Source organism: Blastococcus sp. TF02-09, from assembly GCF_003319105.1.
Taxonomy (GTDB): Bacteria; Actinomycetota; Actinomycetes; order Mycobacteriales; family Geodermatophilaceae; genus Blastococcus.
Genome location: NZ_QOHH01000006.1, coordinates 251,966 through 275,428, shown reverse-complemented (window position 1 = coordinate 275,428; position 23,463 = coordinate 251,966). Strand labels below are relative to the sequence as shown.

The following is a 23,463-nucleotide window of genomic DNA, read 5'->3' as shown; positions in this document are numbered from 1 at the left end:
CGTCAGAAGAGCACGCTGGAGAACTGGCCGACCTCGCGGAACCCGACCCGGGCGTAGGCGGCGCGGGCCGCGGTGTTGAAGTCGTTCACGTACAGGCTGACCACGGGGGCGACGGTCGACCGGGCGTACTCGACGACGGCGGCGGTCCCGGCCGCGCCGATGCCGGTGCCGCGGCGCTCGGGTGCGACCCACACGCCCTGCACCTGGCAGACCGCCCGGCTCACCGCGCCGATCTCGGCCTTGAACACGACCTGCCCGTCCTCGATCCAGGCCAGCGACCGGCCGGCCCGCACCAGCTCGGCCAGCCGGGCCCGGTAGCCCGCGCCGCCGTCGATGCGCAGCGGGCTGACCCCGATCTCCTCGGTGAACATGGCGACGGCGGCCGGCAGCAGCGTGTCCAGCTCGTGGGTCCGCACCGGGCGGACGCGTGTCTCGGGAGCCACCGCCGGCGGGCCCTCGATGGCGAGCAGCGGTTGCCGCGCGCGGTGGTCGCGGGCCGGCCCCCAGTAGGGCGCGAGCAGGTCCCACAGCGGCGCCACCGAGGCCGACGGACCGACGATCGTGCTGCAGCGGCGGCCGGCCCGGCGGGCGAGCCCGGCGAAGGCGGCCGCGGCGGCCCGCTCCGCCCCGGGGGCGGCGAAGGGGATCAGGTTGGCGCCGGCGAGGCAGACCGCCTCGAGCGTCCGCCCCGAGCCGAAGCCCCACAGCGGCGCACCCATGGCCACCGGTGCGGTGCCGGTGAGCTCCACCCGGCCGGCCAGCACGCAGGCGGCGACGGGGTCGGTGGCCAGCAGCCGGTGGACGGCCGGCTCGTCACCCTCGTCGAGGAGGCGGGCGGTGGGCGATCGGAGCACGGGGAGCGCGCGGGTGGGGGCCGGTCAGCTGACGGACACGACGGGCGGGCCCGAGGGCGCGCCGGCGTCGGTCTGCTGCTCCGCGATGCGCATGGCCTCCTCGATGAGGGTCTCCACGATCATCGACTCCGGCACGGTCTTGATGACCTCGCCCTTCACGAAGATCTGCCCCTTGCCGTTGCCCGAGGCCACCCCGAGGTCGGCCTCGCGGGCCTCGCCCGGGCCGTTGACGACGCAGCCCATGACGGCGACGCGCAGCGGCACCTCCATGCCCTCGAGCCCGGCGGTGACCTGGTTCGCGAGCGTGTAGACGTCGACCTGCGCGCGCCCGCACGAGGGGCAGCTGACGATCTCCAGGCCGCGCTGCTTGAGGTTCAGCGACTCCAGGATCTGGTTGCCGACCTTCACCTCCTCGGCCGGCGGGGCCGACAGCGAGACGCGGATGGTGTCGCCGATGCCCTGGGACAGCAGCGCGCCGAAGGCGACGGCGGACTTGATCGTGCCCTGGAAGGCGGGCCCGGCCTCGGTGACGCCGAGGTGCAGCGGGTAGTCGCACTGCGCGGCCAGCAGCTCGTAGGCCCGGACCATGACGACCGGGTCGTTGTGCTTGACCGAGATCTTGATGTCGCGGAAGTCGTGCTCCTCGAACAGCGAGCACTCCCACAGCGCCGACTCCACCAGCGCCTCGGGGGTGGCCTTGCCGTACTTGGCCAGGAGCCGCTTGTCCAGCGAGCCGGCGTTGACGCCGATCCGGATGGGGATGCTGGCGTCCTTGGCCGCCTTCGCGATCTCGCCGATCTTGTCGTCGAACTTCTTGATGTTGCCCGGGTTCACGCGGACGGCGGCGCAGCCGGCGTCGATCGCGGCGAACACGTAGCGGGGCTGGAAGTGGATGTCGGCGATGACCGGGATCTGCGACTTCTTGGCGATGATCGGCAGCGCCTCGGCGTCGTCGGTGTCGGGCACCGCGACCCGCACGATCTGGCAGCCCGAGGCGGTCAGCTCGGCGATCTGCTGCAGCGTCGCGTTGATGTCGGCGGTCTTCGTCGTCGTCATCGACTGCACGCTGACGGGGAAGTCGCTGCCGACGCCGACGCCGCCCACGTCGAGCTGCCGGGTCCTGCGACGGGGCGCGAGGACGGGCGGGGGCGCTGCGGGCATGCCGAGACCGACGGGGATGGCCATGCCCCCAGTATCCACCGGCCCGCCATCCGGCGAGGTGCACGCCGGGGTGATCTCAGCCGGCGTACGCGGCCGCCTCGGCGACCAGCGCCTCGACGACGACCTGCACCGACCGGCGGGCGGCCCGGTCGGGGCGCATCAGCGCCTCGACGACCCGGCCCGCGCGGAGGTCGGCCAGCGGCACGAGCGCCAGCCGGCCCTCGGCCCGGTCGCGGGTGGTGTGGCGGGGCAGCAGCGCGATGCCGTGCCCGCGGGCGACCAGCTTCTCGGTCAGGGGCAGGTGGGTGGTCCGGCGCACGATGCGCACCGGTGAGCGCGCCTGGGCGGCGAGCGCCGTGAGCACCCGGTCGATGGGGAACTCCGCCGGGGGGACGATCCAGTCCTCATCGATCACGTCCGCCGGGGTGACGCGGTCCCGCCCGGCGAGCGGGTGGTCCAGCGGCAGGGCGACGTCGAGCGGCTCGCGCAGCAGCAGGCGCACCTCGAGGCCGTCGCGCCGCGGCGGCTGGACGTCGTCCGAGCGGTGGGCGACGACGACGTCGTACTCGGCGGCGAGGCCCGCGAAGTCGTCCTGCAGCACGTCCTCGTCGAAGGTCTCCAGGACGACGTCGGGGTGCTGCGCCATGCGGTCGAGCAGCCCGGGCACCAGCAGCTCGCCGGCCGAGTGGAAGGTCGCCAGCCGCACGATGCCGCCGACCCCGCCGCGGTAGCGCTGCCAATCGGCCTCCGCGGTGGCCAGGGCGGTCGAGACGTCGCCGCGATGCCCGCCAGCGCCCGGCCGGCGTCGGTCAGCCGCACCCCGCGGCCCGCCCGCTCGACCAGGACCACGCCGAGCCGCCGCTGCAGCACCTTGAGCTGCTGGGAGACCGCCGATGGCGAGAGCGACGTGGCCCGGGCCGCCGCGGTCACCGATCCGTGCTCGGCCAGCTCGCGGACGACGGCGAGGTGCCCGACGTCCACCCGGTGCCAGAGCCCGTCGTCGACCATGAAGCGACGCTACATGGTCGCTGCACCTGATTGCGCTTGTCCTTCACCCTCGGGGGCCGGAGGCTCGACGCCGTGCCTCTCCGCGACCGCCTGCTCGCCTGCCTCGTCGCCGTCTGCTGGGGCGTCAACTTCCCCGCGACGGCGCTGGCCCTCGAGCACTTCCCGCCGCTGTTCATGGTCGCCCTGCGGTTCTCGCTGGTCGCGCTGCCCGCCCTGCTCCTCGTGCCCCGGCCGCCGGTCCCGGTGCGCTGGCTCGTCGGCGTGGGCCTGGGCATCGGGCTGCTGCAGTTCGCCTTCCTCTACCTCGGCATGGCCGCCGGGATGCCCAGCGGCCTGGCCTCGCTGGTGCTCCAGGCCTCGGCGCCGTTCACGGTCCTGCTCGCCGGCGTCTGGCTGCACGAGCGGCTGTCGGCGCGGCAGCTGGCCGGCGTCGCGATCGCCGTCGGGGGGCTGGCGGTCATCGCCGTCCACCGCTCGCAGACCGCGGCGTGGCTGCCCGTCGTCCTCACGCTGTGCGGGGCGCTGGGCTGGGCGATCGGCAACGTCTGCAGCCGGCAGGCGCAGGCGCCCAACGGTCTGCACCTCACGCTGTGGTCGGCGGTCGTGCCGCCGCTGCCGATGCTGGCGCTGGCGCTGCTCGTCGAGGGCCCGGAGCGGATCGGCCGCTCCCTGGCCGGCGTCGCCACCGCCGAGGCGCTGCCGGCGGTCCTGGGGCTGCTGTACGTGGTCGTCGTCGCCACGCTCGTCGGGTACGGGCTGTGGAACTCGCTGCTGTCCCGGCACCCCTCGAACGTGGTGGCGCCGTTCTCGATGCTGGTGCCCGTGGTCGGCGTGCTCGCCTCGTGGCTGGCCTTCGGCGAGGTGCTGGACCTGGTCGAGCTGGCTGCCGGGGTGCTCGTGGTCGCCGGCGTGCTGATCGGCTCCCGGCCGGCTCAGCCGGCTAGGGTGATCGGGTTGACGATGTCGGCGATGAACAGCAGCGCCGACAGCACCAGGAAGAGCCCCGCCACGACGTAGGCGACGGGCATCAGCCGCGCGATGTCGAAGGGGCCGGGGTCGGGCCGCCCGCGGAGCCGGGCGACGGTGGCGCGCGCCTTCTCGTACAGCGCCCCGGCGACGTGCCCGCCGTCCAGGGGGTAGATCGGCAGCAGGTTGAACAGGAACAGCACCAGGTTCATCCCGGCGAGCAGCTGGAAGAACGTGCTGATCTTCTCCGTGGTGCTGATCCGGTCCAGCGCGAAGACCTCGCCGGAGATCCGGCCGACACCGACGACGCCGATCGGCCCCTGCGGATCGCGCTCCTCCCCCAGGAACGCGGCCCGGAACAGCGCCGGGACGCGCTGCGGGATCTCGGCCAGCCGGTCGACGGCCCGGACGGCGTAGTTCGCGATGGCCCCGGGGACGGCGGTGATCGGCTGCTGCACGTAGGTCTGCGCCGCCTGGACCCCCACATAGCCCACTGTCCGGGTGCCGTCGGCCTCGCCGTCGCCGTCGTCGTCGACGCGGACGGTGTTGGCGATCGGGGTGACGGTCAGGTCGAGCTGCCGGGTGGCGCCGTCGGTCTCGCGCTCGACGGTGAGGACGACGGGGGTGTCGATGCTCTCCCGGATCGCGTCCTGGACCTGCCCCCAGCCGGTTGCCTCGTCGTCCTGACCGGTGTCGGGCACCCGGGACACCTCGCGGCCGTCGACGGCGACGATCGTGTCGCCGGGCTGCAGACCGGCGGCGACCGCCGGGGAGGGCGCGGCGTCCTCGGGGCACTCCCGGGCCTGGGCGTCGGCCGGGAGCACGCACTCCGGGAGCGCGCGGATCGTCGTCGTCGCCCCGGGGATGCCGAAGGCGGTGAGCACGACGGTGAAGAACAGGACGGCCAGGACCAGGTTGTGCAGCGGGCCCGCGGCCATCACGATGATCCGCTGCCACCAGGGCTTCTTGTAGAAGACGCGGTCGCCGTCGGTGGGCAGCACGTCGTCCAGGGCCTGGCCGCGCACCTCGGCGATGAAGCTGCGCATGCGGGTGGCGCGCTTGCTCTCGCCCTCTTCCGCTGGCGGGATCATGCCGACGATGCGGATGTAGCCGCCCAGCGGGACGCCCTTGATGCCGAACTCGGTCTCCCCGTAGCGGCGGGAGAAGACCGTGGGGCCGAAGCCGACGAAGAACTGCGGCACGCGCATGCCGAACCTGCGCGCCCAGTAGAAGTGGCCGAACTCGTGGAAGCCGATGCTGAACAGCAGGCCCACCGCGAAGGCCACGACCCCCAGGATCGTCAGCAGCAACCCGCTCAGCTCAGCCTCCGGCGATGAGTCCCCGGGCGTGCTCCCGGGCCCACTTCTCCGCGGCCAGGACGTCCTCGACGCGCGTGGGGACGCCGAGGTCCGGCGCCTCGTCGAGGGTACGCGCGACCAGCTGGACGATCCCCGGGAACGACAGGCGACCCGCCGTGAACGCCGCGACCGCCTCCTCGTTGGCCGCGTTGTAGACCGCCGGCGCCACGCCACCGGTCTCCCCCGCCGCCCGGGCCAGCCGCACCGCGGGGAACGCCACCTCGTCCAGCGGGAGGAACTCCCAGGTGCTGGCCGCCGTCCAGTCCAGGGCGGGCTGGACCTCGGGCAGCCGGTCGGGCCAGGCCAGGCCCAGCGCGATGGGCAGCCGCATGTCCGGCGGGCTGGCCTGGGCGATGGTGGCACCGTCGGCGAAGGTGACCATCGAGTGCACGATCGACTGCGGGTGCACGACGACGTCGATGTCGGCGTAGGGCACGCCGAAGAGCAGGTGCGCCTCGATGAGCTCGAGGCCCTTGTTGACCAGCGTGGCCGAGTTGATGGTGATGACCGGGCCCATGTCCCAGGTCGGGTGGGCCATCGCCTGCTCGACGGTGACCTGCTCGAGGTCGGCGGCCGAGCGCCCCCGGAACGGTCCGCCGCTGGCGGTGAGCACCAGCCGCGCCACCTCGGTCGGCTGCCCGGCGCGCAGGCACTGCGCGAGGGCCGAGTGCTCGGAGTCCACGGGCACCAGCTGGCCGGGAGCCGCGGCGGCGAGCACGAGGTCCCCGCCGGCGATCAGCGACTCCTTGTTGGCCAGCGCCACGGTGCGGCCGGCCGCCAGCGCCGACAGCGTCGGCTGCAGCCCGATCGACCCGGTGATGGCGTTGAGGACCACGTCGGCGGGCCGGGCGGCCAGCTCCTCCGCGGCCCGCGGCCCGGCGAGGATCTCCGGCAGCGCGTACTCGCCACGCGACCACCCGCGCTTCGAGGCGGCGGCGTAGAAGGCCAGCTGCAGGTCCTGGGCCGCGGTGGCCCTGGCGACGGCGACGGTGCGGACGCCGAGGGCCAGCGCCTGCTCCGCGAGCCGGGCGACGTCGCCCCCGCCCGCGGCCAGCCCGGTGATCCGCAACCGGTCCGGGTTCTGCAGCGCCACCTCGATCGCCTGCCGGCCGACCGACCCCGTCGACCCGAGAACGGTCACCTCACGCAGCGTCGTCACGGCATGCATCCTCCCCGACCGCCACGGCGCGCGGAGAGGGTGACCTCGGCGGGTGCCCGGCAGGGGGTCCTGACAGAATGCGGGACGAGACCGTGCGAACCAGCACGAGCGCCAGCGAGGAGGACGACGCCGTGAGCGATGCACTGCACCGCAGCCGGATCGCACAGGACAACCCGGCCACCGAGCGGGTGAACCAGCCCGGGCGCGAGGAGGGCGTGGTCCGTGCCGGCGCGCACCCGGTGGAGCACGAGGAGCCGGCCGACTGGGGCTGGCACGGGGAGACCGGCAAGGCCGGTCGCCGCGCCGCCTGGGTCGTGGTGGCCATCGTGCTGACCCTGCTGGTCGGCAACCACGAGGGCCGGGTCGAGGACCTCTACGTCCTGGGCACCGCCGCCCTGCTGGTGATCATCCTGGTGTGGGACATCGTGCGGCGGCGGAACGCCTGGCGCAGCCGCTGACGGCTCAGCCGACGGTGACGCCGATGGCGGAGCCGACCAGGTAGGTGAGCCCCGCGGCCGCCGCGCCGAACAGCAGCTGGCGGCTGCCGGCGTACCACCACGGGCGCGGGGTGAAGCGGGACGAGATCGCCCCGGCCGCCAGCAGCCCGATGCCGCCGGCGACCAGCGCGGGCCACAGCACCGACACCCCGGCGAGGAACGGCAGCAGCGGGATCAGCGCGCCGAGGCCGAAGGTCACGAACGACGACACGGCCGCGACCATCGGCGAGGGCCGGTCGTCCGGGTTCAGGCCGAGCTCGGCCACCACGTGCAGCCGCAGCGCGGTCTCCGGGTCGCGGGAGAGCTGGACGGCGACCGTCCGGGCCAGCCGGTCGTCCACGCCGCGGTCGCGCAGCAGTCCGATCAGCTCGGCGAGCTCGCCCTCGGGATTGCGGGCGAGCTCGCGGCGCTCCTTCTGCACCTCGAGCTCGAGCTGCTCGTTCTGCGTCTTGACCGACGTGAACTCACCGAGCGCCATGGAGATGGCCCCGGCCACCAGGCTGGCCACCCCGGCGAGCACGATCGCCCGCGGGGCGGCCCCACCGCCGCCGACGCCGGCGACCAGGGCGGTGTTGGTCACCAGCCCGTCCATGGCCCCGAAGACGGCGGCCCGCAGCCAACCGCCCGAGACGTCGGCGTGGGTGTGCTCGTGCGCCTCGGAGTCCGCCGGGGCGCCCGCGCTCACTCGTCTCCCTCGGCGCCCAGCTCCACCGGCGGCTCGACCGCCGGCATGGGGAGAGCGACGCTCGGCGCGCTCACGCTGTCGGCCGCGGCGAGCTGACCGCAGGCGCCGTCGATGTCCTGCCCGCGGGTGTCGCGCACCGTCGTCGCCACCCCGGCGGCCCGCAGCCGGGCGACGAACTCCCGCTGGGCGGGCAGCGGGCTGGCGTCCCACCTGCTGCCCGGCGTGGGGTTGAGCGGGATGAGGTTGACGTGCGCGAGCTTGCCGGCCAGCAGCCTGCCGAGGAGGTCGGCCCGGAAGGGCTGGTCGTTCACGTCGCGGATGAGGGCGTACTCGATGGAGTAGCGGCGGCCGGTCTTCCGCGCGTAGGCGTCGGCGGCGTCGATGACCTCGCCGACCTTCCAGCGGGTGTTGATCGGCACGAGGGTGTCGCGCAGCTCGTCGTCGGGGGCGTGCAGGCTGACCGCGAGGGTGACGTTGCGCCCCTCGTCGGTCAGCCGCCGGATCGCCGGCACCAGCCCCACGGTGGAGACGGTGACCGAGCGCTGGGACAGGCCCAGGCCGTGCGGCGCCGGGGTGAGCAGCGCATCGAGGGTCTTGCGCACGCGGGCGTAGTTCGCCAGCGGCTCCCCCATGCCCATGAAGACGACGTTGGACAGCCGGCCCGGCCCGCCGGCGAGCTCGCCGTTCGCCATCGCCGCGGCGGCGGCGACCGCCTGGCCGATGATCTCGGCGGCGGAGAGGTTGCGGGTCAGGCCCTGCTGGCCGGTGGCGCAGAACGGGCAGGCCATGCCGCAGCCGGCCTGGCTGGAGATGCAGACCGTGGCCCGGCCGGGGTAGCGCATGAGCACGCTCTCCACGAGCGCGCCGTCGTGCAGCCGCCACAGCGTCTTGCGGGTGCGGCCGTCGTCGGCCGTCTGGTGCCGGACGACGGTGAGCAGCCCGGGGAGCAGCGCCTCGGTGAGCGCCTCGCGGGCGTCGGCGGGCAGGTCGGTCATCTGCGCCGGGTCGGTGACCCCGCGGTAGAAGTGCCGGGCCAGCTGGTCGGCGCGGAACGCCGGCTGCCCGAGCTCGGCGACGGCCGCGCGCGCCTCCTCGCGGGTGAGGTCGGCGAGGTGGCGCGGGGGCATCCCGCGCCGGGGGGCGTCGAAGACGAGGGGCAGGGCAGTCATGGCCTGCTCATCGTCCCACTCCGCGGGCCGGGCCACCGGGTCCGGAGACCGAACTCACCCCGCCGGTCGATCCCCTGGCAGGGTGACCGGGCATGAGCCGGCTCGCGGACGTCGACCTGACCGCCTCCCTCGACAAGAAGGAGGCGAAGACGCAGCTCGCCGCCGCGCAGGAGCGGCTGACCCACCTGCGCCTGCTCCTGGGTGGCCAGATCGGCTCCGGCGCGCTCGGCCCGCCGCTCCTGGTGCTCTTCGAGGGCTGGGACGCCTCGGGCAAGGGCGGGGCCATCAAGCGGCTGGTCGAGCCGCTGGACCCCCGGCACGCGCGGGTGGCGCAGTTCGCCGCACCCAGCCCCGACGAGAAGCGGCACCACTTCCTGTGGCGGTTCTGGCCGGCGCTGCCGGGCTGGGGCGGGATGGCCGTGCTCGACCGGACCTGGTACGGCCGGGTGCTGGTGGAGCGGGTCGAGGGGTTCGCCCCGGAGGAGGCCTGGCGCCGCGCCTACGGGGAGATCGTCGACCTGGAGACGTCACTGGCCGCCGAGGGGACGGTGGTGGTGAAGTTCTTCATGCACGTCTCGCCCGAGGAGCAGCTGCGCCGCTTCGAGTCCCGGCGGGACGACCCGTACAAGGCGTGGAAGCTGACCGACGAGGACTGGCGCAACCGCGAGAAGCGGCCCGAGTACGAGGCCGCGATCGAGGAGATGCTCGACCGGACCGATCACCAGGCCGGGCCGTGGCACGTGGTCGCCGGCGAGGACAAGCGGTGGGCGCGGGTCTTCGTCGTGCGCACCGTCTGCGCGGCGATCGAGCGTGCGCTCGCCGCCCGCGGCATGGACGCCGACCCGCCGCTGACCCGATGAGTTCGCCGGGTGCGGGCGGTCGGACCGGCATGACCCCCGTGCTCGTGACCGCGACGCTCCCCGTGCCCGGCGCCGTCCTGACCTACGACGTCCGCGGGCCCCTCCCGACCGCCGACGGGCGGCCTCCGCTGCTCCTGATCGGGCAGCCGATGGAGGCGGCCGGCTTCGCGACCTTCGCCGGGCTCTTCCCCGAGCGCACCGTGGTCACCTACGACCCGCGGGGCCTCGGCCGCAGCGCCCGCACCGACGGCCGAACCGACAACGACCCGGAGCAGCAGGCCGACGACCTGCGCCGACTGGTCGGCGCGCTCGGTGCCGGTCCGGTGGACCTCTTCGCCAGCAGCGGGGGCGCCGTCACCGCGCTGGCCTGGCTGGCCCGCTCCCCCGGTGACGTCCGCACCCTGGTGGCGCACGAGCCCCCATTGGTCGGCGTGCTGCCGGACGCCGCGCAGGTCTTCGCCGCGGAGCGGGCGGTGCAGCAGGCCTACGCCGCCCGCGGCTGGGGCGCCGGGACGGCCGGGTTCATGGCGCTCACCAGCCGGCAGGGCGAGTTCGGCGACGACTTCGAGGTGCCCGCGCCGGAGACGTTCGGGCTGCCCGCCGAGGACGACGGCACGCGGAGCGACCCGCTGCTGTCCGGCGTCTCGAACGCCGTCACCGCCTACCGCCCCGACGTCGCCGCCGTGCACGCGTCGCCGACCCGCATCGTGGTGGCCGCCGGCACGGAGTCGCGCGGCACGCTCACCTGGCGCACGGCCGCCGGGACCGCCGAGCTGCTCGGCCAGGAGCTCACGGTCTTCCCGAGCCACCACGGCGGGTTCATGGGGGGCGAGCACGGCTACGCCGGGGAGCCCGAGCCCTTCGCGGCCCGGCTGCGCGAGGTGCTCGACAGCTAGCCGATCGTCGCGTGCTGCCGCACCCAGGCGTGCATCGCGATACCGGCCGCGACGCCGACGTTGATCGACCGGGTGGAGCCGAACTGGGCGATGGAGACGGTGAGGTCGGCGCCGGCGCGTGCCTCCTCGGTCAGGCCGGGGCCCTCCTGGCCGAACAGCAGCACGCAGCGCCGGGGCAGCTCGGCGGTCTCGATCGGCACCGCGCCGGGGTGGTTGTCCACGGCCACGACCGGCCGCCGCTCCTCCGCGGCGACCGCGAGCAGCGCGGCGACGTCGGGGTGGTGGCGCACGTGCTGGTACCGGTCGGTGACCATCGCCCCGCGCCGGTTCCAGCGGCGCCGGCCCACGATGTGCACCTCGGCGGCCAGGAAGGCGTTGGCGGTGCGCACCACCGTGCCGATGTTGAGGTCGTGGCCGAAGTTCTCGATCGCCGCCGAGAACTCGTGCCGGCGCCGGTCGAGGTCGGCGACGATCGCCTCGACGGTCCAGTAGCGGTACCGGTCGACGACGTTGCGGCGGTCGCCCTGCGCGAGCAGCTCCGGGTCGTAGCGCGGGTCCTCCGGCCAGGAGCCCGGCCAGGGGCCGACGCCGACGGTGGCCCCCCAGTCGGTGGGGCCGGCCAGCTCGTCGTCGGTCACCAGGGCAGGATCTCAGGGTGGCAACAGGCACCCCTCGGCCGCGTCCCGAGCCCGACGTGCTCCTGCACCTCATCGAGCCGAGTGAGTGGCGGACGGCCCTGGACGACGGCGCGGTGCGTCCTCCGTCGCTGGAGGCGGTGGGTTTCGTGCACCTCTCCACCCCCGCGCAGGTGCACCTGCCGGCGGCCGCGCTGTTCCCCGGCCGGCGCGACCTCGTGCTGCTCGTGGTCGACCCCGCCCGGCTGGCCGATCCGGTGCGCTTCGAGCCCGGCCGTCCCGAGGACCCGCCCGGGATGCTGTTCCCCCACCTCTACGGCCCGCTGCCGACCAGCGCCATCGTCGCCGTCGTCCCCTACCGGCCGCCGGTGGAGCCGGTGCTCCCCGCGCCGGGCGACCGGCACGGGCGAGCGGTGGCGCTGTACACCTCGGTGCCGGTGCGCCGGGCCGTCGGCGTCGGAGACGTCCCCGGTGGTGTGGCGGTGCTCGACCCCGACGTCCCGTCGTCGCACGACAACAACCGCCTGGTGCTGAGCACCCCGGTCGACGCGGCGACGGTGGCCGCCACCGCCGAGGAGGTCGGTGGGAACGCCGGCTGGCCGCACCGGGCCGCGCAGCTCACCTGGCCCGGCGCCGGCCAGGTGGCGGCCGCGCTGGGTCGGCAGGGCTGGACGGCCGAGGAACTGGTGCTCATGGGCCGCTCCCCCGCCGACCCGCCGGTGGGCACCGCCGGGAGCCGCGTGGAGGTGGTCGCGCAGACCGAGGTGCACGACCTCTGGGACCGGTCCTGGCGCCGCGACCTCGACCTTCCGCCGGGGCGGCTCGACGCCGTGGTCGGCCAGCTGATCGGCCGCGAGCGGCTCAACGACCTCGTCGTCGCGGTGACCGACCTCGCCGTGCGCGAGGAGGGCCGGGTCGTGGCCGCCGCGCAGCTGCGGGTGGACGGCGCCACGGCCGCGCTCGAGTCGGTGATGACCGACCCGGCGCACCGCGGCCGGGGGCACGGCGACGCGCTGGTGGCCCGGGCGCTGGAGCTCGCCGCCGCGGCCGGGTGCGACCTGGTGGTGCTGGAGGCGGCCGCCGACGACTGGCCCCGGCACTGGTACGCCCACCGCGGCTTCGCCGACCTCGGGCGCACCTGGTGGGTCACCTCCGCCGCCTGATGGAACGGCCCCGCTGCAGGGTCCCGCCGCGAGCCTGCGAGCGGTGGGGGCAGCGGGGTCCTTCTAGGGGGCGAAGAGGGAGAGCAGCAGGTAAGCGACCGCGGCCGAGGGCAGCAGCGAGTCCAGCCGGTCCATGAGCCCGCCGTGGCCGGGGAGCAGGTTACCCATGTCCTTGATCCCGAGGTCCCGCTTGATCAGCGACTCACCGAGGTCGCCGATGGTGGCCGACACGGCGATCGCGACGCCGAACAGGGCCCCGCCCCACCACGGCTCGTGGAAGGTGAGGGTGAACAGCGCGACGCCGACGGCCACGCAGGCCAGCACCGAGCCGGCCATGCCCTCCCACGACTTCTTCGGGCTGATCGAGGGCGCCATGGGGTGCTTGCCGAACAGCACCCCCGCGGCATAGCCGCCGACGTCGCTGCAGACCACCGTGGCGATGAGGGCCAGCACCCGGGCGACGCCGTCGTCGGGGACCACCAGCAGGACGGCGAACCCGGCCAGCAGGGGGACGTAGAGCGCCACGAGCACGCCGGCGGCGGCGTCGTGCAGGTAGCCGGCCGGGCCGTCCCCCAGCCGCCAGAGCAGCACCGCCAGCGCCGTGACGAGGAAGCCGGTGACCAGCCCCGTCGGGCCGCGGCTCCACGCCAGCACGAGCATCGCGACAGAGCCCACCAGCAGCGGCACCACGGGCGCGCGGAAGGACCCCGCCTGCAGGGCGCGGGTCAGCTCGACGACGCCGACCAGGATGGCCACGACCACCAGGACGACGAAGGCCTCGCGCCGCACGACCAGCGAGCCGATGATCACCGCGACCAGGGCCACACCCACGCCGATCGCGGCGCGCAGGTCGCGGCCGGCCCGGCCGTGGCCGTCCACCGGCTTCTCGGTCTCGGGCAGCGCGGCTACCGGCACGTCGGTCGTCGCCGGCTCGTCCAGCGCCTCCCCGATGTCCGCCTCCCCGGCCTCCGTCAGTTCCCGGGCCTCCGTGAGCTCCCGGGCCTCCGTCGGCTCACCGGCCTCCGTCAGCTCCCCGGTCGGGAGGTCGGCCACCGCGTCAGCGGCGGGCGGTGCGACCGCGGACGCCTCCACCGTCGCGTCGGGGGCGCTCACCGGCGCCCGGGAGGGCAGCGGCGGGAGCGGGGGCACCGCACGCGAGCGGCCGACCGGCCCGGTGTCGCCGACGGATCTGCCGGTCGCGGCGTGCGGTCCGGAGGGGAACGGCGTCGAGCCCGGGCGCAGGGAGCCCGGGCGGTCGGCGGGGGGAGGCGTCATCAGCGGGAAGCCGTCGTCGGTGTTCAGACCTCGAGCAGCTCGGTCTCCTTGTTCTTCATCGCCTCGTCCACGTGCGCCACGTGCTGCTCGGTGAGGCTGTCGAGCTCCTTCTCCGCGCGGCGGACGTCGTCCTCGCCGGCCTCCCCGTCCTTCGCGATGCGGTCGAGCTCGTCCTTGGCGCGCCGGCGGATGTTGCGGATGGCGATCTTGGCGTCCTCGCCCTTGGACCGGGCCTGCTTGACCAGCTCGCGCCGACGCTCCTCGGTCAACTGCGGGAAGACGACCCGCAGGACCTGGCCGTCGTTGGTCGGGTTGACGCCGAGGTCGCTGTCGCGGATGGCCCGCTCGATGGCGGTCAGCTGGCTCATGTCGTAGGGCTTGATCACGGCCATGCGCGCCTCGGGCACGGTGATGGAGGCCATCTGCGGCACCGGGGTGTAGGCGCCGTAGTAGTCGACCATGATCTTGCTGAACATGGAGGGCGCGGCCCGGCCGGTGCGCACGGAGCCGAGATCCTCCCGGGCGACCGACAGGGCCTTGTCCATCCGCTCCTCGGCATCGAGCAGGGTGTCGTCGATCACGGGGTGTCCCTCCTGCGGCGGTTCTCGCTCCGCCATCGTCCTCGTCTGTGCGCCGGTGTCAGGCCGGCTGGCTGATCAGCGTCCCGATCTTCTCACCTGCGGTCGCCCGGGCGATGTTGCCGTCGCGCAGCAGGTTGAACACCACGATGGGCATCCGGTTCTCCATCGACAAGCTGATCGCGGTCGCGTCGGCGACCTTGAGCTCGTCGGCGAGGACCGTGGCGTAGTCCAGGTGGTCGTACATGACGGCATCGGGGTTGGTGCGCGGGTCGTCGTCGTAGACGCCGTCGACGCCGTTCTTGGCCATCAGCAGCACCTGGCAGCCGATCTCCATCGCCCGCTGGGCGGCGACGGTGTCGGTCGAGAAGTACGGCATGCCCGCACCGGCACCGAAGATGACCAGCCGGCCCTTCTCCAGGTGCCGGACGGCCTTGCGCGGGATGTAGGGCTCGGCGACCTGGCCCATCGTGATCGCCGTCTGCACCCGGGTCTCCAGCCCCACCTGCTCGCAGAACGCCTGCAGGGCCAGGGCGTTCATGACCGTGCCGAGCATGCCCATGTAGTCGGCGTGCCGGCGGTCCATGCCCGCCTGGGCGAGCTCCGCGCCGCGGAAGAAGTTGCCACCACCGACGACGACGGCGACCTGGGTGCCGCCGGCGACGACGTCGGCGAGCTGCTGGGCGATGCTGTGCACGATCCCGGAGTCGATGCCGACCGTCCCGCCACCGAACGCCTCACCGGAGAGCTTGAGCAGCACGCGCTTGTAGCCGGCGCCGTCGGCGGGCTGGAACGCGGTGGGCGCGGACAGTGGTGCGGTCGTGTCGGTCAACGCGTATCCCTCGTTCGACATCAGTGTGGTGATCCTGCCGCACGCACGAGCGGCCCCGCTCTCCGTGAAGGGAGCGGGGCCGCCGTGAGGTGCTGGAACGGCCCCCTTGCAGGGCCCCGCCGCGAGCGTGCGAGCGGTGGGGGGCAAGGGGGTCCTTGCTCAGGCCTGGCCGACCTCGAAGCGCGCGAAGCGCTCCACGGTCAGGCCGGCCTCGTCGACGATCTGCTTCACCGTGCGCTTGGGCTCGGTGATCGACGGCTGCTCGAGCAGGACGAAGTCCTTGTAGTAGGCGTTGACCCGACCCTCGACGATCTTGGCGATCGCCTGCTCGGGCTTGCCCTCCTCCTTGGCCGTCTGCTCGGCGACGCGACGCTCGGTCTCGACCGCCTCGGCCGGGACCTCCTCGCGGGTGAGGTAGCGCGGGCGCGCGGCGGCGATGTGCATCGCCAGGCTGCGGGCCGCGTCCTCACTGCCACCGCTGTACTGCACGGCGACACCGATGGCCGGGGGCAGGTCGGTGGCCCGCTTGTGCAGGTAGGTGGCGACGGTGCCCTCGAACGCGACGAAGCGGGAGAGCACCAGCTTCTCGCCGATGCGGGCGGACTCGCCCTCGACCAGCGCGGCGACGGTCTGGCCGTCGACCTCGGTGGCCAGCAGCGCCTCGGCGTCGGCCGGCTTGTTCTGCAGGCCGATCTCGATGAGCCGCTCGGCCAGCGCGATGAAGTCGGCGTTCTTGGCGACGAAGTCGGTCTCGCAGTCCAGCTCGAGCAGAGCGCCGTCCTTGCTGACGACGATGCCGTTGGTCGTCGAGCGCTCGAGGCGCTTGCCGACGTCCTTGGCGCCCTTGACGCGCAGCAGCTCGACGGCCTTGTCGTAGTCGCCGTCGGCCTCGGTCAGGGCCTTCTTGCAGTCCATCATGCCGGCGCCGGTGGCGTCGCGGAGACGCTTGACGTCGGCCGCCGTGAAGTCAGCCATGTCTCTCTTCCTCTGGAGTCTGTGTGTGCTTAGGGCGCGCCGCGGCGCCGTCCCCGGCTCGGGGACGGCGCCGGGCGATCAGCCGTTCTCGGCGCCCTGGGTGCCGGTTTCGGTGCTGCCGGTGGCGGGGACGCCCTCGACCGGGGCGACCTCCTCGGCGGTGACCGTCGGCGGCTCGGCCGGGGTCTCCGGCAGCGGGGTGGCGGTGGCGTCGTCGGCCGGAGCGGCCGCGGCGTCACCACCGGTCAGCAGCTCGCGCTCCCAGTCGGCCAGGGGCTGGTCGCCGCCGATGACCGGCTCAGCCCCGTCCTCGCGGGCGGCGTTGGCCTGCGCGGCCGAGCGGGCCATGAGGCCCTCGGCGACGGCGTCGGCGACCACGCGGGTCAGCACGGCGATGCTGCGGATCGCGTCGTCGTTGCCCGGGATCTTGTAGTCGACCTCGTCGGGGTCGCAGTTGGTGTCCAGGATCGCGACGACGGGGATGTTCAGCTTGCGGGCCTCGCCGACGGCGATGTGCTCCTTCTTGGTGTCCACGATCCAGATGGCGCTGGGCACCTTCTTCATGTCGCGGATGCCGCCGAGGGAGCGGTCCAGCTTCGCCTTCTCGCGGCTGAGGACCAGCTGCTCCTTCTTGGACAGGCTGACCAGCACGCCGGTCTGCTCCATGTCCTCGATCTCCTTGAGGCGCTCGAGGCGCTTGAAGACCGTCTGGAAGTTGGTGAGCATGCCGCCGAGCCAGCGCTGGTTGACGTAGGGCATGCCCACGCGCGTGGCCTGCTCGGCGACGACCTCCTGCGCCTGGCGCTTGGTGCCGACGAACAGGATCGAGCCACCGTGCGCGACCGTCTGCTTGACGAACTCGTAGGCGTTGTCGATGTACCCGAGCGTCTGCTGCAGGTCGATGATGTAGATGCCGTTGCGCTCGGTGAAGATGAATCGCTTCATCTTCGGGTTCCAGCGGCGGGTCTGGTGCCCGAAGTGGACGCCGCTGTCGAGCAGCTGCTTCATGCTGACGACTGCCATTGCAGCCTCTCTGCTGTACGCGCGCGGCCGCGGGCCGCGCGTGATTCCGGTTGTCGCGGGCACCGGGTGGCGACCGCCCTGGCGTCCTGCGTCACCGCTCCCCCGGCCGTTGCGGACCGGGACCGAGGCGGCGATCGCCCCGCCGTGTCGGCGGGATGAGGACGCGCGAAGTCGACCCGACGGACGGGTCGCATCCGACAGCATACGCGACGGCGGCCGGTGGTCTCCCCGCCGTCGGCCGCTCTCCACAGCCGCTCGCCGGACCGTTCACCGGGCGGTCCCCGGACCCAGGATCGGCGCATGCGCGCTGCCTTCCCCGCCGTCCTCACGGCCCTCGTCGTGGCGGTGCTCGCACCGGTGCCCGCGGCGGCCGGACCGGCGCCCCCGGTCGTCGGTGCCTGGACGTCGCCCGTGGCGGGCCGGCCGGACGTGACCCGGCCGTTCGAGCCGCCCGCGCACGCCTACGGTCCAGGCCACCGGGGCGTGGACCTCGGCGCTGCACCCGGGACGCCGGTCCTGGCCGCGGGCGACGGGGTCGTGGTGTTCGCCGGGATGGTGGCCGGCCGGCCGGTGGTGAGCATCGACCACGCCGACGGGCTACGGACGACCTACGAGCCGGTGGACCCGGTCGTGGGCGCAGGGCAGCGGGTGGCCCGCGGCTCCCCCGTCGGCACGCTGGCGCCGGGGCACGCCGGCTGCCCGGTCGAGGCCTGCCTGCACTGGGGGCTGCGCCGCGGGGAGGAGTACCTCGACCCGCTGCTGCTGCTCGTCGTGCGGGTGCGGCTGCTCCCCCTGCGCTGAGCCCGGTGGCCGCGGAGGTGCTGCACCGGCGGCGCAGCGATGTGCGCCTGCGGCGCATTCCGCGGCTAGAACACGCCGTCGTCGCACATCGTCGGCACCCGGACGATGCCTGGCCGGGCTGCCGCCGCGCGGGATCGTTGAACCCCAGGTGCTCACTGCTGGCGCGGACGTGGGTCGCCCGGGTCCAACCCCTCGCCCGACCGCCGCGTGCGGTAGCCACGCGTGCTGGCCCGGCGTCAGGCGATGTCGGCGAGCTTGGTGCGCAGGTGGAGCACGGCCTTGGTGTGCAGCTGGCAGATCCGACTCTCGGTCACGCCGAGCACGCGGCCGATGTCGGCGAGGGTGAGGCCCTCGAAGTAGTAGAGCGAGACGACGACCTTCTCCCGCTCGGGCAGCTGCTCCACCGCGCGGGCCAGCAGCTGGCGGGCCTCGCCGTTCTCGGCCATCGCCTGCGGGTCGAGCGCGCGGGTGTCCTGGAGGGTGTCCCCGAGGCGTGGCGAGCCGCCGTCGTCGTCGGTGAGCAGCTCGTCCAGGGCGACGACGTTAACCAGGGACAGCTGGCCCAGGAACTTGCGGATCTCCTCGACGTCCATGCCCATCGCGTCGGCGACCTCGTCGTCGGTCGGCGTGCGGTGCAGCCGGGCCTCGAGCTCGGCGACGGTGCGCTCGAACTGGCGGGCCTTCATGCGCACCGACCGCGGGATCCAGTCGGTGTTGCGGAGCTCGTCGATGATCGCGCCGCGGATGCGGGCCATCGCGTAGCTCTCGAACTTGACCTCGCGGGTCGGCTCGTACCGGGTGATCGCGTCGATCAGGCCGAACGTGCCGTAGGAGACCAGGTCGGCCTGCTCGACGTGGCTGGGCAGACCGCTGCCGACGCGGCCGGCGACGTACTTGACCAGCGGCGCGTAGTGCAGGATCAGCCGGTCACGCAGGCCCGGGTCGCGGTCGGCCACGTAGTCCGCCCACAGCTGGGCGATGAAGGCGTCGGTGTCCTCGGACGACTCGTCGGTCCGGGAGATCGTTGCCTCAGGCACGGTGGCCCTCCTTGCTCGCGCCGCGGGCTCGCGCCCCGTGGTCCTGCCTCATGGTTCCCGCCGCCCGTCCCATCCGCACCCGTCCCCCGCTCAGGCCCGGGGGTGAGCTTGGGCGTGGACCGCACGGAGCCGCTCGACGGTCACGTGCGTGTAGATCTGCGTCGTCGCGAGGCTAGCGTGACCCAGCAGTTCCTGGACCGACCGCAGGTCCGCGCCGCCCTCCAGCACGTGGGTGGCCGCGGAGTGCCGCAGGCCGTGCGGGCCGATGTCGGGCGCGCCGGCCGTGCCGGAGACGGCGGCGTGCACGATGCGGCGCGCCTCGCGAGCGTCCAGCCGGCCTCCGCGGACGCCCAGCAGGAGCGCCGGCCCGGAGGAGGCGGCCGCGAGGGCCGGGCGGCCTCGGGTCAGCCAGGCCTCGAGAGCGGCCTCGGCGGGCACTCCGTAGGGGACGGTGCGCTCCTTGCGGCCCTTGCCGAGGACCCGCAGCACCCGGCGCCCCCGGTCGAGGTCGTCGACGTCCAGGCCGACGAGTTCGCTGACGCGGATGCCGCTGGCGTAGAGCAGCTCGAGGACGACGGCGTCGCGCAGGCCCACCGGCTCCTCGGCCCCGGCGGCGGACTCCACGACCGCGCGGGCCTGGTCGGGTGCCAGGACGTCGGGCAGGGTGCGGTGCGCCTTGGGGCTGACCAGTCGCAGTCCCACGTCCTCGGTGGTGAGCCCGGACCGGCGCAGCCAGCGGGTGAACGACCGCGCGGCGGCGGCGTGCCGGGCAGTGGTGGCGCGACTGTGCCCCCTGGTGCGCCCCTGGGCCAGCCAGCTGCGCAGCGCGGGGAGGTCGAGGTGGTGCGCCTGCTCTCCCCCACGGCGAGCGAGGTGGTCGAGCAGCCCGACGACGTCGGTGACGTACCCGCGGACGGTGTGCTCGGAGAGGTCCCGCTGGCTGGCGAGGTGCTCCTCGTAGCCGGCCAGCACCTCGGCCAGGGCCGGCGGCAGCGCGGAGCGCGCGTCCGCCGTCCCCGTCGCCATGGCGGAACCGTCCGTCGACCCGCCCGGCCGGTCAAGACGCCACGCCGGGCCGGCCCTTCCCGCGCGCCGGCTTCGGCGGCGGTGTCACCCGCCAACCGGTGCCGGTCCACTGCACGAGCTCGGCCAGCTCGAGCGCGGGCAGCACGCGCAGCACCTCGAGGACGTCGCAGCCTGCGACCGCGGCCAGGCGCTCCGGGCTCACCCCGATCCGCACCGGGCAGGCGTCGAGGACCCGGGTGGCCAGGTCGGACAGCCCGTCGCGCACCGACTCCGGCCGGGGCGCGGGATCGGCCAGGTCGGCGCCGATGCTGCCCACGGCGTCGATGACATGGGCGGCGGAGGCGACCAGCCGGGCGCCCAGCTGCTCGTCGCGGAGCAGCTCGTGGCAGCCGACGCTCATCGCTGAAGTCACCGGGCCGGGCACGACCAGCACCGAGCGGCCGAGGTCCTGGGCCCGTCGCGCGGTGGCCAAGGCCCCCGAGCGGGCAGCCGCCTCGACCACGACCGTGCCCCGGGTCAGGGCGGCGATCAGCCGGTTCCGGACGAGGAAGCGGTGCCTGAGTGGTGCCGAGCCCGGCGGCCACTCGCTGACCAGCAGACCCGTCTCGGCGATGCGGTGGAAGAGCGCGCCGTGCGCAGCCGGGTAGGGACGGTCGACCCCGCAGGAGAGGACCGCGATCGTCGGCGCCTCCGCTGCCAGCGCGCCGCGGTGCGCGGCGGCGTCGATGCCGTAGGCGCCGCCGGAGACGACGGTCCAGCCCCGCTCACCCAGCTGGTGGCCCAGCTCGGCGGCGACGTGCTCGCCGTACGCCGTCGAGGCGCGGGAGCCGACGACGGCCACCGAGCGGTCGGCGAGCTCGTCGAGCCGGCCCGGTCCGCGGACCCACAGCGCCAGCGGCGGTACGGGTGCCTTCGTCCGCTCCGACTGGTGGCGCCGATCGGCCGGCTCGTCGGCCACCGCGAGCGTGAGCGCGTGCAACTGCAGGAACGGCCACTCGTCGTCCTCGGGGGTGACCAGCCGGGCGCCGCACCGCTCCGCGCGCTGCAGGTCGGCCAGGGTCGCGTCCTGCTCGGTCCGCGCACCCACGAGGGACCGCAGCGTGTCCGGGGCCGCGCCGCTGCGCAGTCGCTGCACCGCCACCACCGGCCCGAGGTGGTCGACGTAGCGCCAGAGATCGACAGTCCCCGGCTCGACCGCCCGGCTGAGCCAGGCCCGCGCCCGCCGCAGGCCCGGGTGCGCCGGATCGCCCGCCGACGCGGCGTCCTCGAGGTCCTCGTCGAGCGTGGTCATGCCGCGGCCCGCTGGAGACGCATGCCGAGGGCCTCGGCGATCTCGTCCGGGCCGGGCACGGTGTGCCCCGCCAGGTCGGCCAGGGTCCACGCGACCCGCTGGACGCGGTCGAACCCCCGGACGGACAGCGCGCCGCGTTCCAGCGCCCGCTCCGCCAGCGCGAGCGACGCCCGCGGTGGGGCGAACCGGCCGCGCAGGAGCCGACCGGGCACCTGGCTGTTGAGCGCCAGACCGGTGCCCGCGAGCCGCTCGGCCGCCACAGCGCGCGCCTGCAGCACCCGCCGGGCGACGACCGCGGTGGACTCCGGCTCGCCGACCCCGTCGAGCCAGGCGGCGCGGGTCACCGGCGGCAGTTCCACGCGCAGGTCGATGCGGTCGAGCAGGGGTCCGGACAGCCGCGAGCGGTAGCGGCGCCGCTCGAGCGGGCTGCAGGTGCACGCTGTGTCCCCCGCGGCGCTGGCGCAGGGGCACGGGTTGGCGGCCAAGACCAGCTGGGCCCGGCACGGGAACGTGGCCGCACCGGACGCGCGCGAGATGGTGACCTCCCCGCGCTCCAGTGGCTGGCGGAGCGTGTCGAGCACGGCCCGCGGAAACTCGGGCGTCTCGTCCAGGAAGAGGACCCCGCGGTGGGCGCGGCACAGCGCACCGGGACGAATCTGCCCCGACCCGCCGCCGACCAGCGCCGCCATCGTGGCCGAGTGGTGCGGCGCCTCGAACGGCGGCCGGGTGAGCAGCGGGGCGGCCGACGGGAGCGTCCCGGCGATCGAGTGGATCGCGGTGACCTCCAAGGCGGCCTGCTCGTCCAGCGGTGGGAGCAGCCCCGGCAGCCGCTCGGCGAGCATCGTCTTGCCCGCGCCCGGTGGCCCGGCGAGGAACAGGTGGTGCCCCCCGGCGGCGGCGATCTCCACCGCCCGGCGGCCCACGGACTGGCCGACCACGTCCCCGAGGTCGGCGATCGGGGCGGCGTCGGGCGGGACCGCGCGCTCGTGCGCCGCCAACCGGCAGCGCCCGGCCAGGTGCTCGACGACCTGACCCAGCGACCCGACCGCCAGCACCTCGACGCCGTCGACGAGCGCGGCCTCGTCGGCGTTGGCGGCCGGGACGACGACCTGCTCGTGCCCGGCGCGCGCCGCGGCCAGGACGGCCGGCAGCACCCCGCGGATCGGCCGCACCGACCCGTCGAGCCCCAGCTCGCCGAGCAGCACCAGCCGGTCGATCGAGGCGGCCGGCACCGTGCCGGCGGCGGCCAGCACCGCGACGGCCAGCGCGAGGTCGAACCCGCTGCCCTGCTTCGGCATAGACGCCGGGGACAGCCCGATCGTGATGCGCCGCGCCGGGAACTCCCCACCGGTGTTCACCACCGCCGCGCGCACCCGGTCGACCGACTGCCGCACCACCGCGTCGGGGAGGCCCACGAGCGCCACCCCCGGAAGACCCTGCGCGATGTCCAGCTCCACCTCGACGAGCGCCCCCCGGACGCCGACCAGCCCCACCGACCAGGTGCGCGCCAGCGTCACGAGAAGGCCGCCGGGAAGTGCGTGACGTCGGCAGGCCGGTCCCGGTGGACGAGGACGCCGACGACGTCGAAGCGGATCACCGGGGCGTGCTCGTCGTGCGCGGCCAGCCACCGCTGGGCCAGCAGCCGGATGCGGCGCTGCTTGGCCGGGGTGACCGCCTCCGCCGGATGGCCGTAGCCGGTGCCCCGGCGGGTCTTGACCTCGCAGAAGACGAGCGCGCCGTCGTCGCGGGCGACGATGTCCAGCTCGCCCTCGCGGCACCGCCAGTTGCGGTCGAGGACGCGCAGACCGGCGTCGGTCAGGTAGGTGGCGGCGAGGCGCTCGCCGTGGTCGCCGAGGCGGAGAGGAGGCACCCGTCCACCTTCGGCGGGCGGGGCCGGGCGGCCCAGCGGTCCGGAGAAGCTGTGGACGGGGGGCGTGTCTGTGGACCGGGACCGGCCCTCCCCCGGATTACCGTCCGGCCATGTACGTCGAGACGGTCGTCCAGATCAACGACCGGGACACCTACCAGGCCAGCGTGCGGCTGCGCACCGCCGTCGTCTCCAACCGGCCGCCGGTCGATGCCCTCGTCCGCTTCTCCCCCGCGGGCTGGCTGACCATGAAGCCGCTCGCCGGGGGCAGGGGCAGCGTCGTCTCGGCCGCCGAGGTGTTCGACGTGACGAACCTCGAGCGCGTGCAGTCCCTCGACCAGTGACGG

At 74.6% G+C, this 23,463-nt stretch carries 25 protein-coding genes; 7 read left to right on the top strand and 18 right to left on the bottom strand.

Annotated features, from left to right (window positions below; genetic code table 11):
• Positions 1-2: 2 nt before the first annotated feature.
• From DQ239_RS11660 to DQ239_RS20920, 3 genes are read right to left on the bottom strand one after another with little or no spacing between them, the layout of a single operon-like run.
• Positions 3-854 carry a DUF4081 domain-containing GNAT family N-acetyltransferase gene (locus DQ239_RS11660; protein ID WP_113834564.1) on the bottom strand — a complete coding sequence of 284 codons (852 nt, stop codon included), beginning with the start codon at positions 852-854 and terminating at the stop codon, positions 3-5.
• Between the two features lie 24 nt (positions 855-878).
• Positions 879-2,039 carry a flavodoxin-dependent (E)-4-hydroxy-3-methylbut-2-enyl-diphosphate synthase gene (gene ispG / locus DQ239_RS11655; protein WP_113834563.1) on the bottom strand — a complete coding sequence of 387 codons (1,161 nt, stop codon included), beginning with the start codon at positions 2,037-2,039 and terminating at the stop codon, positions 879-881.
• A 52-nt stretch (positions 2,040-2,091) separates the two neighbouring features.
• Positions 2,092-2,721: a LysR family transcriptional regulator substrate-binding protein gene (locus DQ239_RS20920; protein ID WP_233489102.1), complete on the bottom strand. Its 630-nt coding sequence runs from the start codon at positions 2,719-2,721 to the stop codon at positions 2,092-2,094.
• 374 nt (positions 2,722-3,095) lie between these two features.
• On the opposite strand from DQ239_RS20920, the gene DQ239_RS11645 reads away from it, so the two are divergent.
• Positions 3,096-4,040 (top strand): EamA family transporter, encoded by a 945-nt coding sequence (locus tag DQ239_RS11645; RefSeq protein WP_113834562.1) that lies wholly within the window; start codon positions 3,096-3,098, stop codon positions 4,038-4,040.
• Here the strand turns inward: DQ239_RS11645 and DQ239_RS11640 are convergent.
• Both DQ239_RS11640 and dxr read right to left on the bottom strand, forming a co-directional pair.
• Positions 3,956-5,299, bottom strand: a complete 1,344-nt coding sequence (locus DQ239_RS11640; protein WP_113834561.1) for a site-2 protease family protein — start codon at positions 5,297-5,299, stop codon at positions 3,956-3,958. The two genes, DQ239_RS11645 and DQ239_RS11640, sit on opposite strands and share 85 nt — an antisense overlap.
• A 10-nt stretch (positions 5,300-5,309) precedes the next feature.
• The gene (gene dxr, locus DQ239_RS11635) at positions 5,310-6,515 is read right to left on the bottom strand and encodes a 1-deoxy-D-xylulose-5-phosphate reductoisomerase (RefSeq protein ID WP_233489099.1); all 1,206 of its coding nucleotides are present in this window, start codon (positions 6,513-6,515) and stop codon (positions 5,310-5,312) included.
• 122 nt (positions 6,516-6,637) lie between these two features.
• On the opposite strand from dxr, the gene DQ239_RS20620 reads away from it, so the two are divergent.
• Positions 6,638-6,964, top strand: a complete 327-nt coding sequence (locus DQ239_RS20620) for a DUF2631 domain-containing protein (protein WP_233489098.1) — start codon at positions 6,638-6,640, stop codon at positions 6,962-6,964.
• A gap of 4 nt (positions 6,965-6,968) precedes the next feature.
• Here DQ239_RS20620 and DQ239_RS11625 read toward each other — a convergent pair whose 3' ends face one another.
• Both DQ239_RS11625 and rlmN read right to left on the bottom strand, forming a co-directional pair.
• Positions 6,969-7,688: a VIT1/CCC1 transporter family protein gene (locus DQ239_RS11625; protein WP_113834559.1), complete on the bottom strand. Its 720-nt coding sequence runs from the start codon at positions 7,686-7,688 to the stop codon at positions 6,969-6,971.
• Positions 7,685-8,857, bottom strand: a complete 1,173-nt coding sequence (gene rlmN / locus DQ239_RS11620; RefSeq protein WP_113834615.1) for a 23S rRNA (adenine(2503)-C(2))-methyltransferase RlmN — start codon at positions 8,855-8,857, stop codon at positions 7,685-7,687. Before rlmN ends, DQ239_RS11625 begins: the two co-directional genes overlap by 4 nt.
• A 92-nt stretch (positions 8,858-8,949) precedes the next feature.
• Between rlmN and DQ239_RS11615 the strand changes: the two genes are divergently transcribed.
• Both DQ239_RS11615 and DQ239_RS11610 read left to right on the top strand, forming a co-directional pair.
• Positions 8,950-9,717, top strand: a complete 768-nt coding sequence (locus DQ239_RS11615) for a UDP-galactose-lipid carrier transferase (RefSeq protein ID WP_113834558.1) — start codon at positions 8,950-8,952, stop codon at positions 9,715-9,717.
• Positions 9,718-9,746: 29 nt separating this feature from the next.
• Positions 9,747-10,613 carry an alpha/beta hydrolase gene (locus DQ239_RS11610; RefSeq protein WP_113834557.1) on the top strand — a complete coding sequence of 289 codons (867 nt, stop codon included), beginning with the start codon at positions 9,747-9,749 and terminating at the stop codon, positions 10,611-10,613.
• Here the strand turns inward: DQ239_RS11610 and DQ239_RS11605 are convergent.
• Positions 10,610-11,251, bottom strand: coding sequence for a TrmH family RNA methyltransferase (locus tag DQ239_RS11605; RefSeq protein WP_113834556.1), 642 nt, complete (start codon positions 11,249-11,251; stop codon positions 10,610-10,612). The genes DQ239_RS11610 and DQ239_RS11605 overlap by 4 nt on opposite strands.
• 17 nt (positions 11,252-11,268) lie before the next feature.
• Here DQ239_RS11605 and DQ239_RS11600 point away from each other — a divergent pair, with 17 nt between their 5' ends.
• Positions 11,269-12,411 carry a GNAT family N-acetyltransferase gene (locus DQ239_RS11600; protein WP_113834555.1) on the top strand — a complete coding sequence of 381 codons (1,143 nt, stop codon included), beginning with the start codon at positions 11,269-11,271 and terminating at the stop codon, positions 12,409-12,411.
• 63 nt (positions 12,412-12,474) lie between these two features.
• On the opposite strand, the gene DQ239_RS11595 is transcribed toward DQ239_RS11600, so the two are convergent.
• From DQ239_RS11595 to rpsB, 5 genes are all read right to left on the bottom strand, one after another.
• Positions 12,475-13,686 carry a phosphatidate cytidylyltransferase gene (locus DQ239_RS11595; RefSeq protein ID WP_113834554.1) on the bottom strand — a complete coding sequence of 404 codons (1,212 nt, stop codon included), beginning with the start codon at positions 13,684-13,686 and terminating at the stop codon, positions 12,475-12,477.
• 23 nt (positions 13,687-13,709) lie between these two features.
• Positions 13,710-14,267 carry a ribosome recycling factor gene (gene frr, locus DQ239_RS11590; RefSeq protein ID WP_113834553.1) on the bottom strand — a complete coding sequence of 186 codons (558 nt, stop codon included), beginning with the start codon at positions 14,265-14,267 and terminating at the stop codon, positions 13,710-13,712.
• A 58-nt stretch (positions 14,268-14,325) separates the two neighbouring features.
• Positions 14,326-15,096, bottom strand: a complete 771-nt coding sequence (pyrH, locus tag DQ239_RS11585) for a UMP kinase (protein WP_113834614.1) — start codon at positions 15,094-15,096, stop codon at positions 14,326-14,328.
• Positions 15,097-15,255: 159 nt separating this feature from the next.
• Positions 15,256-16,071, bottom strand: a complete 816-nt coding sequence (gene tsf, locus DQ239_RS11580) for a translation elongation factor Ts (protein WP_113834552.1) — start codon at positions 16,069-16,071, stop codon at positions 15,256-15,258.
• Between the two features lie 78 nt (positions 16,072-16,149).
• Entirely contained in the window at positions 16,150-17,094 is a 945-nt protein-coding gene (gene rpsB / locus DQ239_RS11575) for a 30S ribosomal protein S2 (RefSeq protein WP_113834551.1), read from the bottom strand.
• A gap of 300 nt (positions 17,095-17,394) precedes the next feature.
• Here rpsB and DQ239_RS11570 point away from each other — a divergent pair, with 300 nt between their 5' ends.
• Positions 17,395-17,895, top strand: a complete 501-nt coding sequence (locus DQ239_RS11570; protein ID WP_113834550.1) for a M23 family metallopeptidase — start codon at positions 17,395-17,397, stop codon at positions 17,893-17,895.
• Between the two features lie 236 nt (positions 17,896-18,131).
• Here the strand turns inward: DQ239_RS11570 and whiG are convergent, their stop codons facing one another.
• From whiG to DQ239_RS11545, 5 genes are all read right to left on the bottom strand, one after another.
• The gene (gene whiG, locus DQ239_RS11565) at positions 18,132-18,932 is read right to left on the bottom strand and encodes an RNA polymerase sigma factor WhiG (RefSeq protein WP_113834549.1); all 801 of its coding nucleotides are present in this window, start codon (positions 18,930-18,932) and stop codon (positions 18,132-18,134) included.
• Positions 18,933-19,022: 90 nt separating this feature from the next.
• Positions 19,023-19,958 (bottom strand): tyrosine recombinase XerC, encoded by a 936-nt coding sequence (locus tag DQ239_RS11560; protein WP_113834548.1) that lies wholly within the window; start codon positions 19,956-19,958, stop codon positions 19,023-19,025.
• A gap of 31 nt (positions 19,959-19,989) precedes the next feature.
• Entirely contained in the window at positions 19,990-21,249 is a 1,260-nt protein-coding gene (gene dprA, locus DQ239_RS11555) for a DNA-processing protein DprA (RefSeq protein ID WP_113834547.1), read from the bottom strand.
• A complete protein-coding gene (locus DQ239_RS11550) occupies positions 21,246-22,766 on the bottom strand; it encodes a YifB family Mg chelatase-like AAA ATPase (RefSeq protein ID WP_113834546.1) in 1,521 nt (506 codons plus the stop codon). Before DQ239_RS11550 ends, dprA begins: the two co-directional genes overlap by 4 nt.
• The gene (locus DQ239_RS11545) at positions 22,763-23,119 is read right to left on the bottom strand and encodes a YraN family protein (RefSeq protein WP_113834545.1); all 357 of its coding nucleotides are present in this window, start codon (positions 23,117-23,119) and stop codon (positions 22,763-22,765) included. The genes DQ239_RS11550 and DQ239_RS11545 overlap by 4 nt, the downstream gene beginning before the upstream one ends.
• Before the next feature lie 110 nt (positions 23,120-23,229).
• On the opposite strand from DQ239_RS11545, the gene DQ239_RS11540 reads away from it, so the two are divergent.
• The gene (locus DQ239_RS11540; RefSeq protein ID WP_113834544.1) at positions 23,230-23,460 is read left to right on the top strand and encodes a hypothetical protein; all 231 of its coding nucleotides are present in this window, start codon (positions 23,230-23,232) and stop codon (positions 23,458-23,460) included.
• The last annotated feature ends 3 nt before the right edge of the window (positions 23,461-23,463 follow it).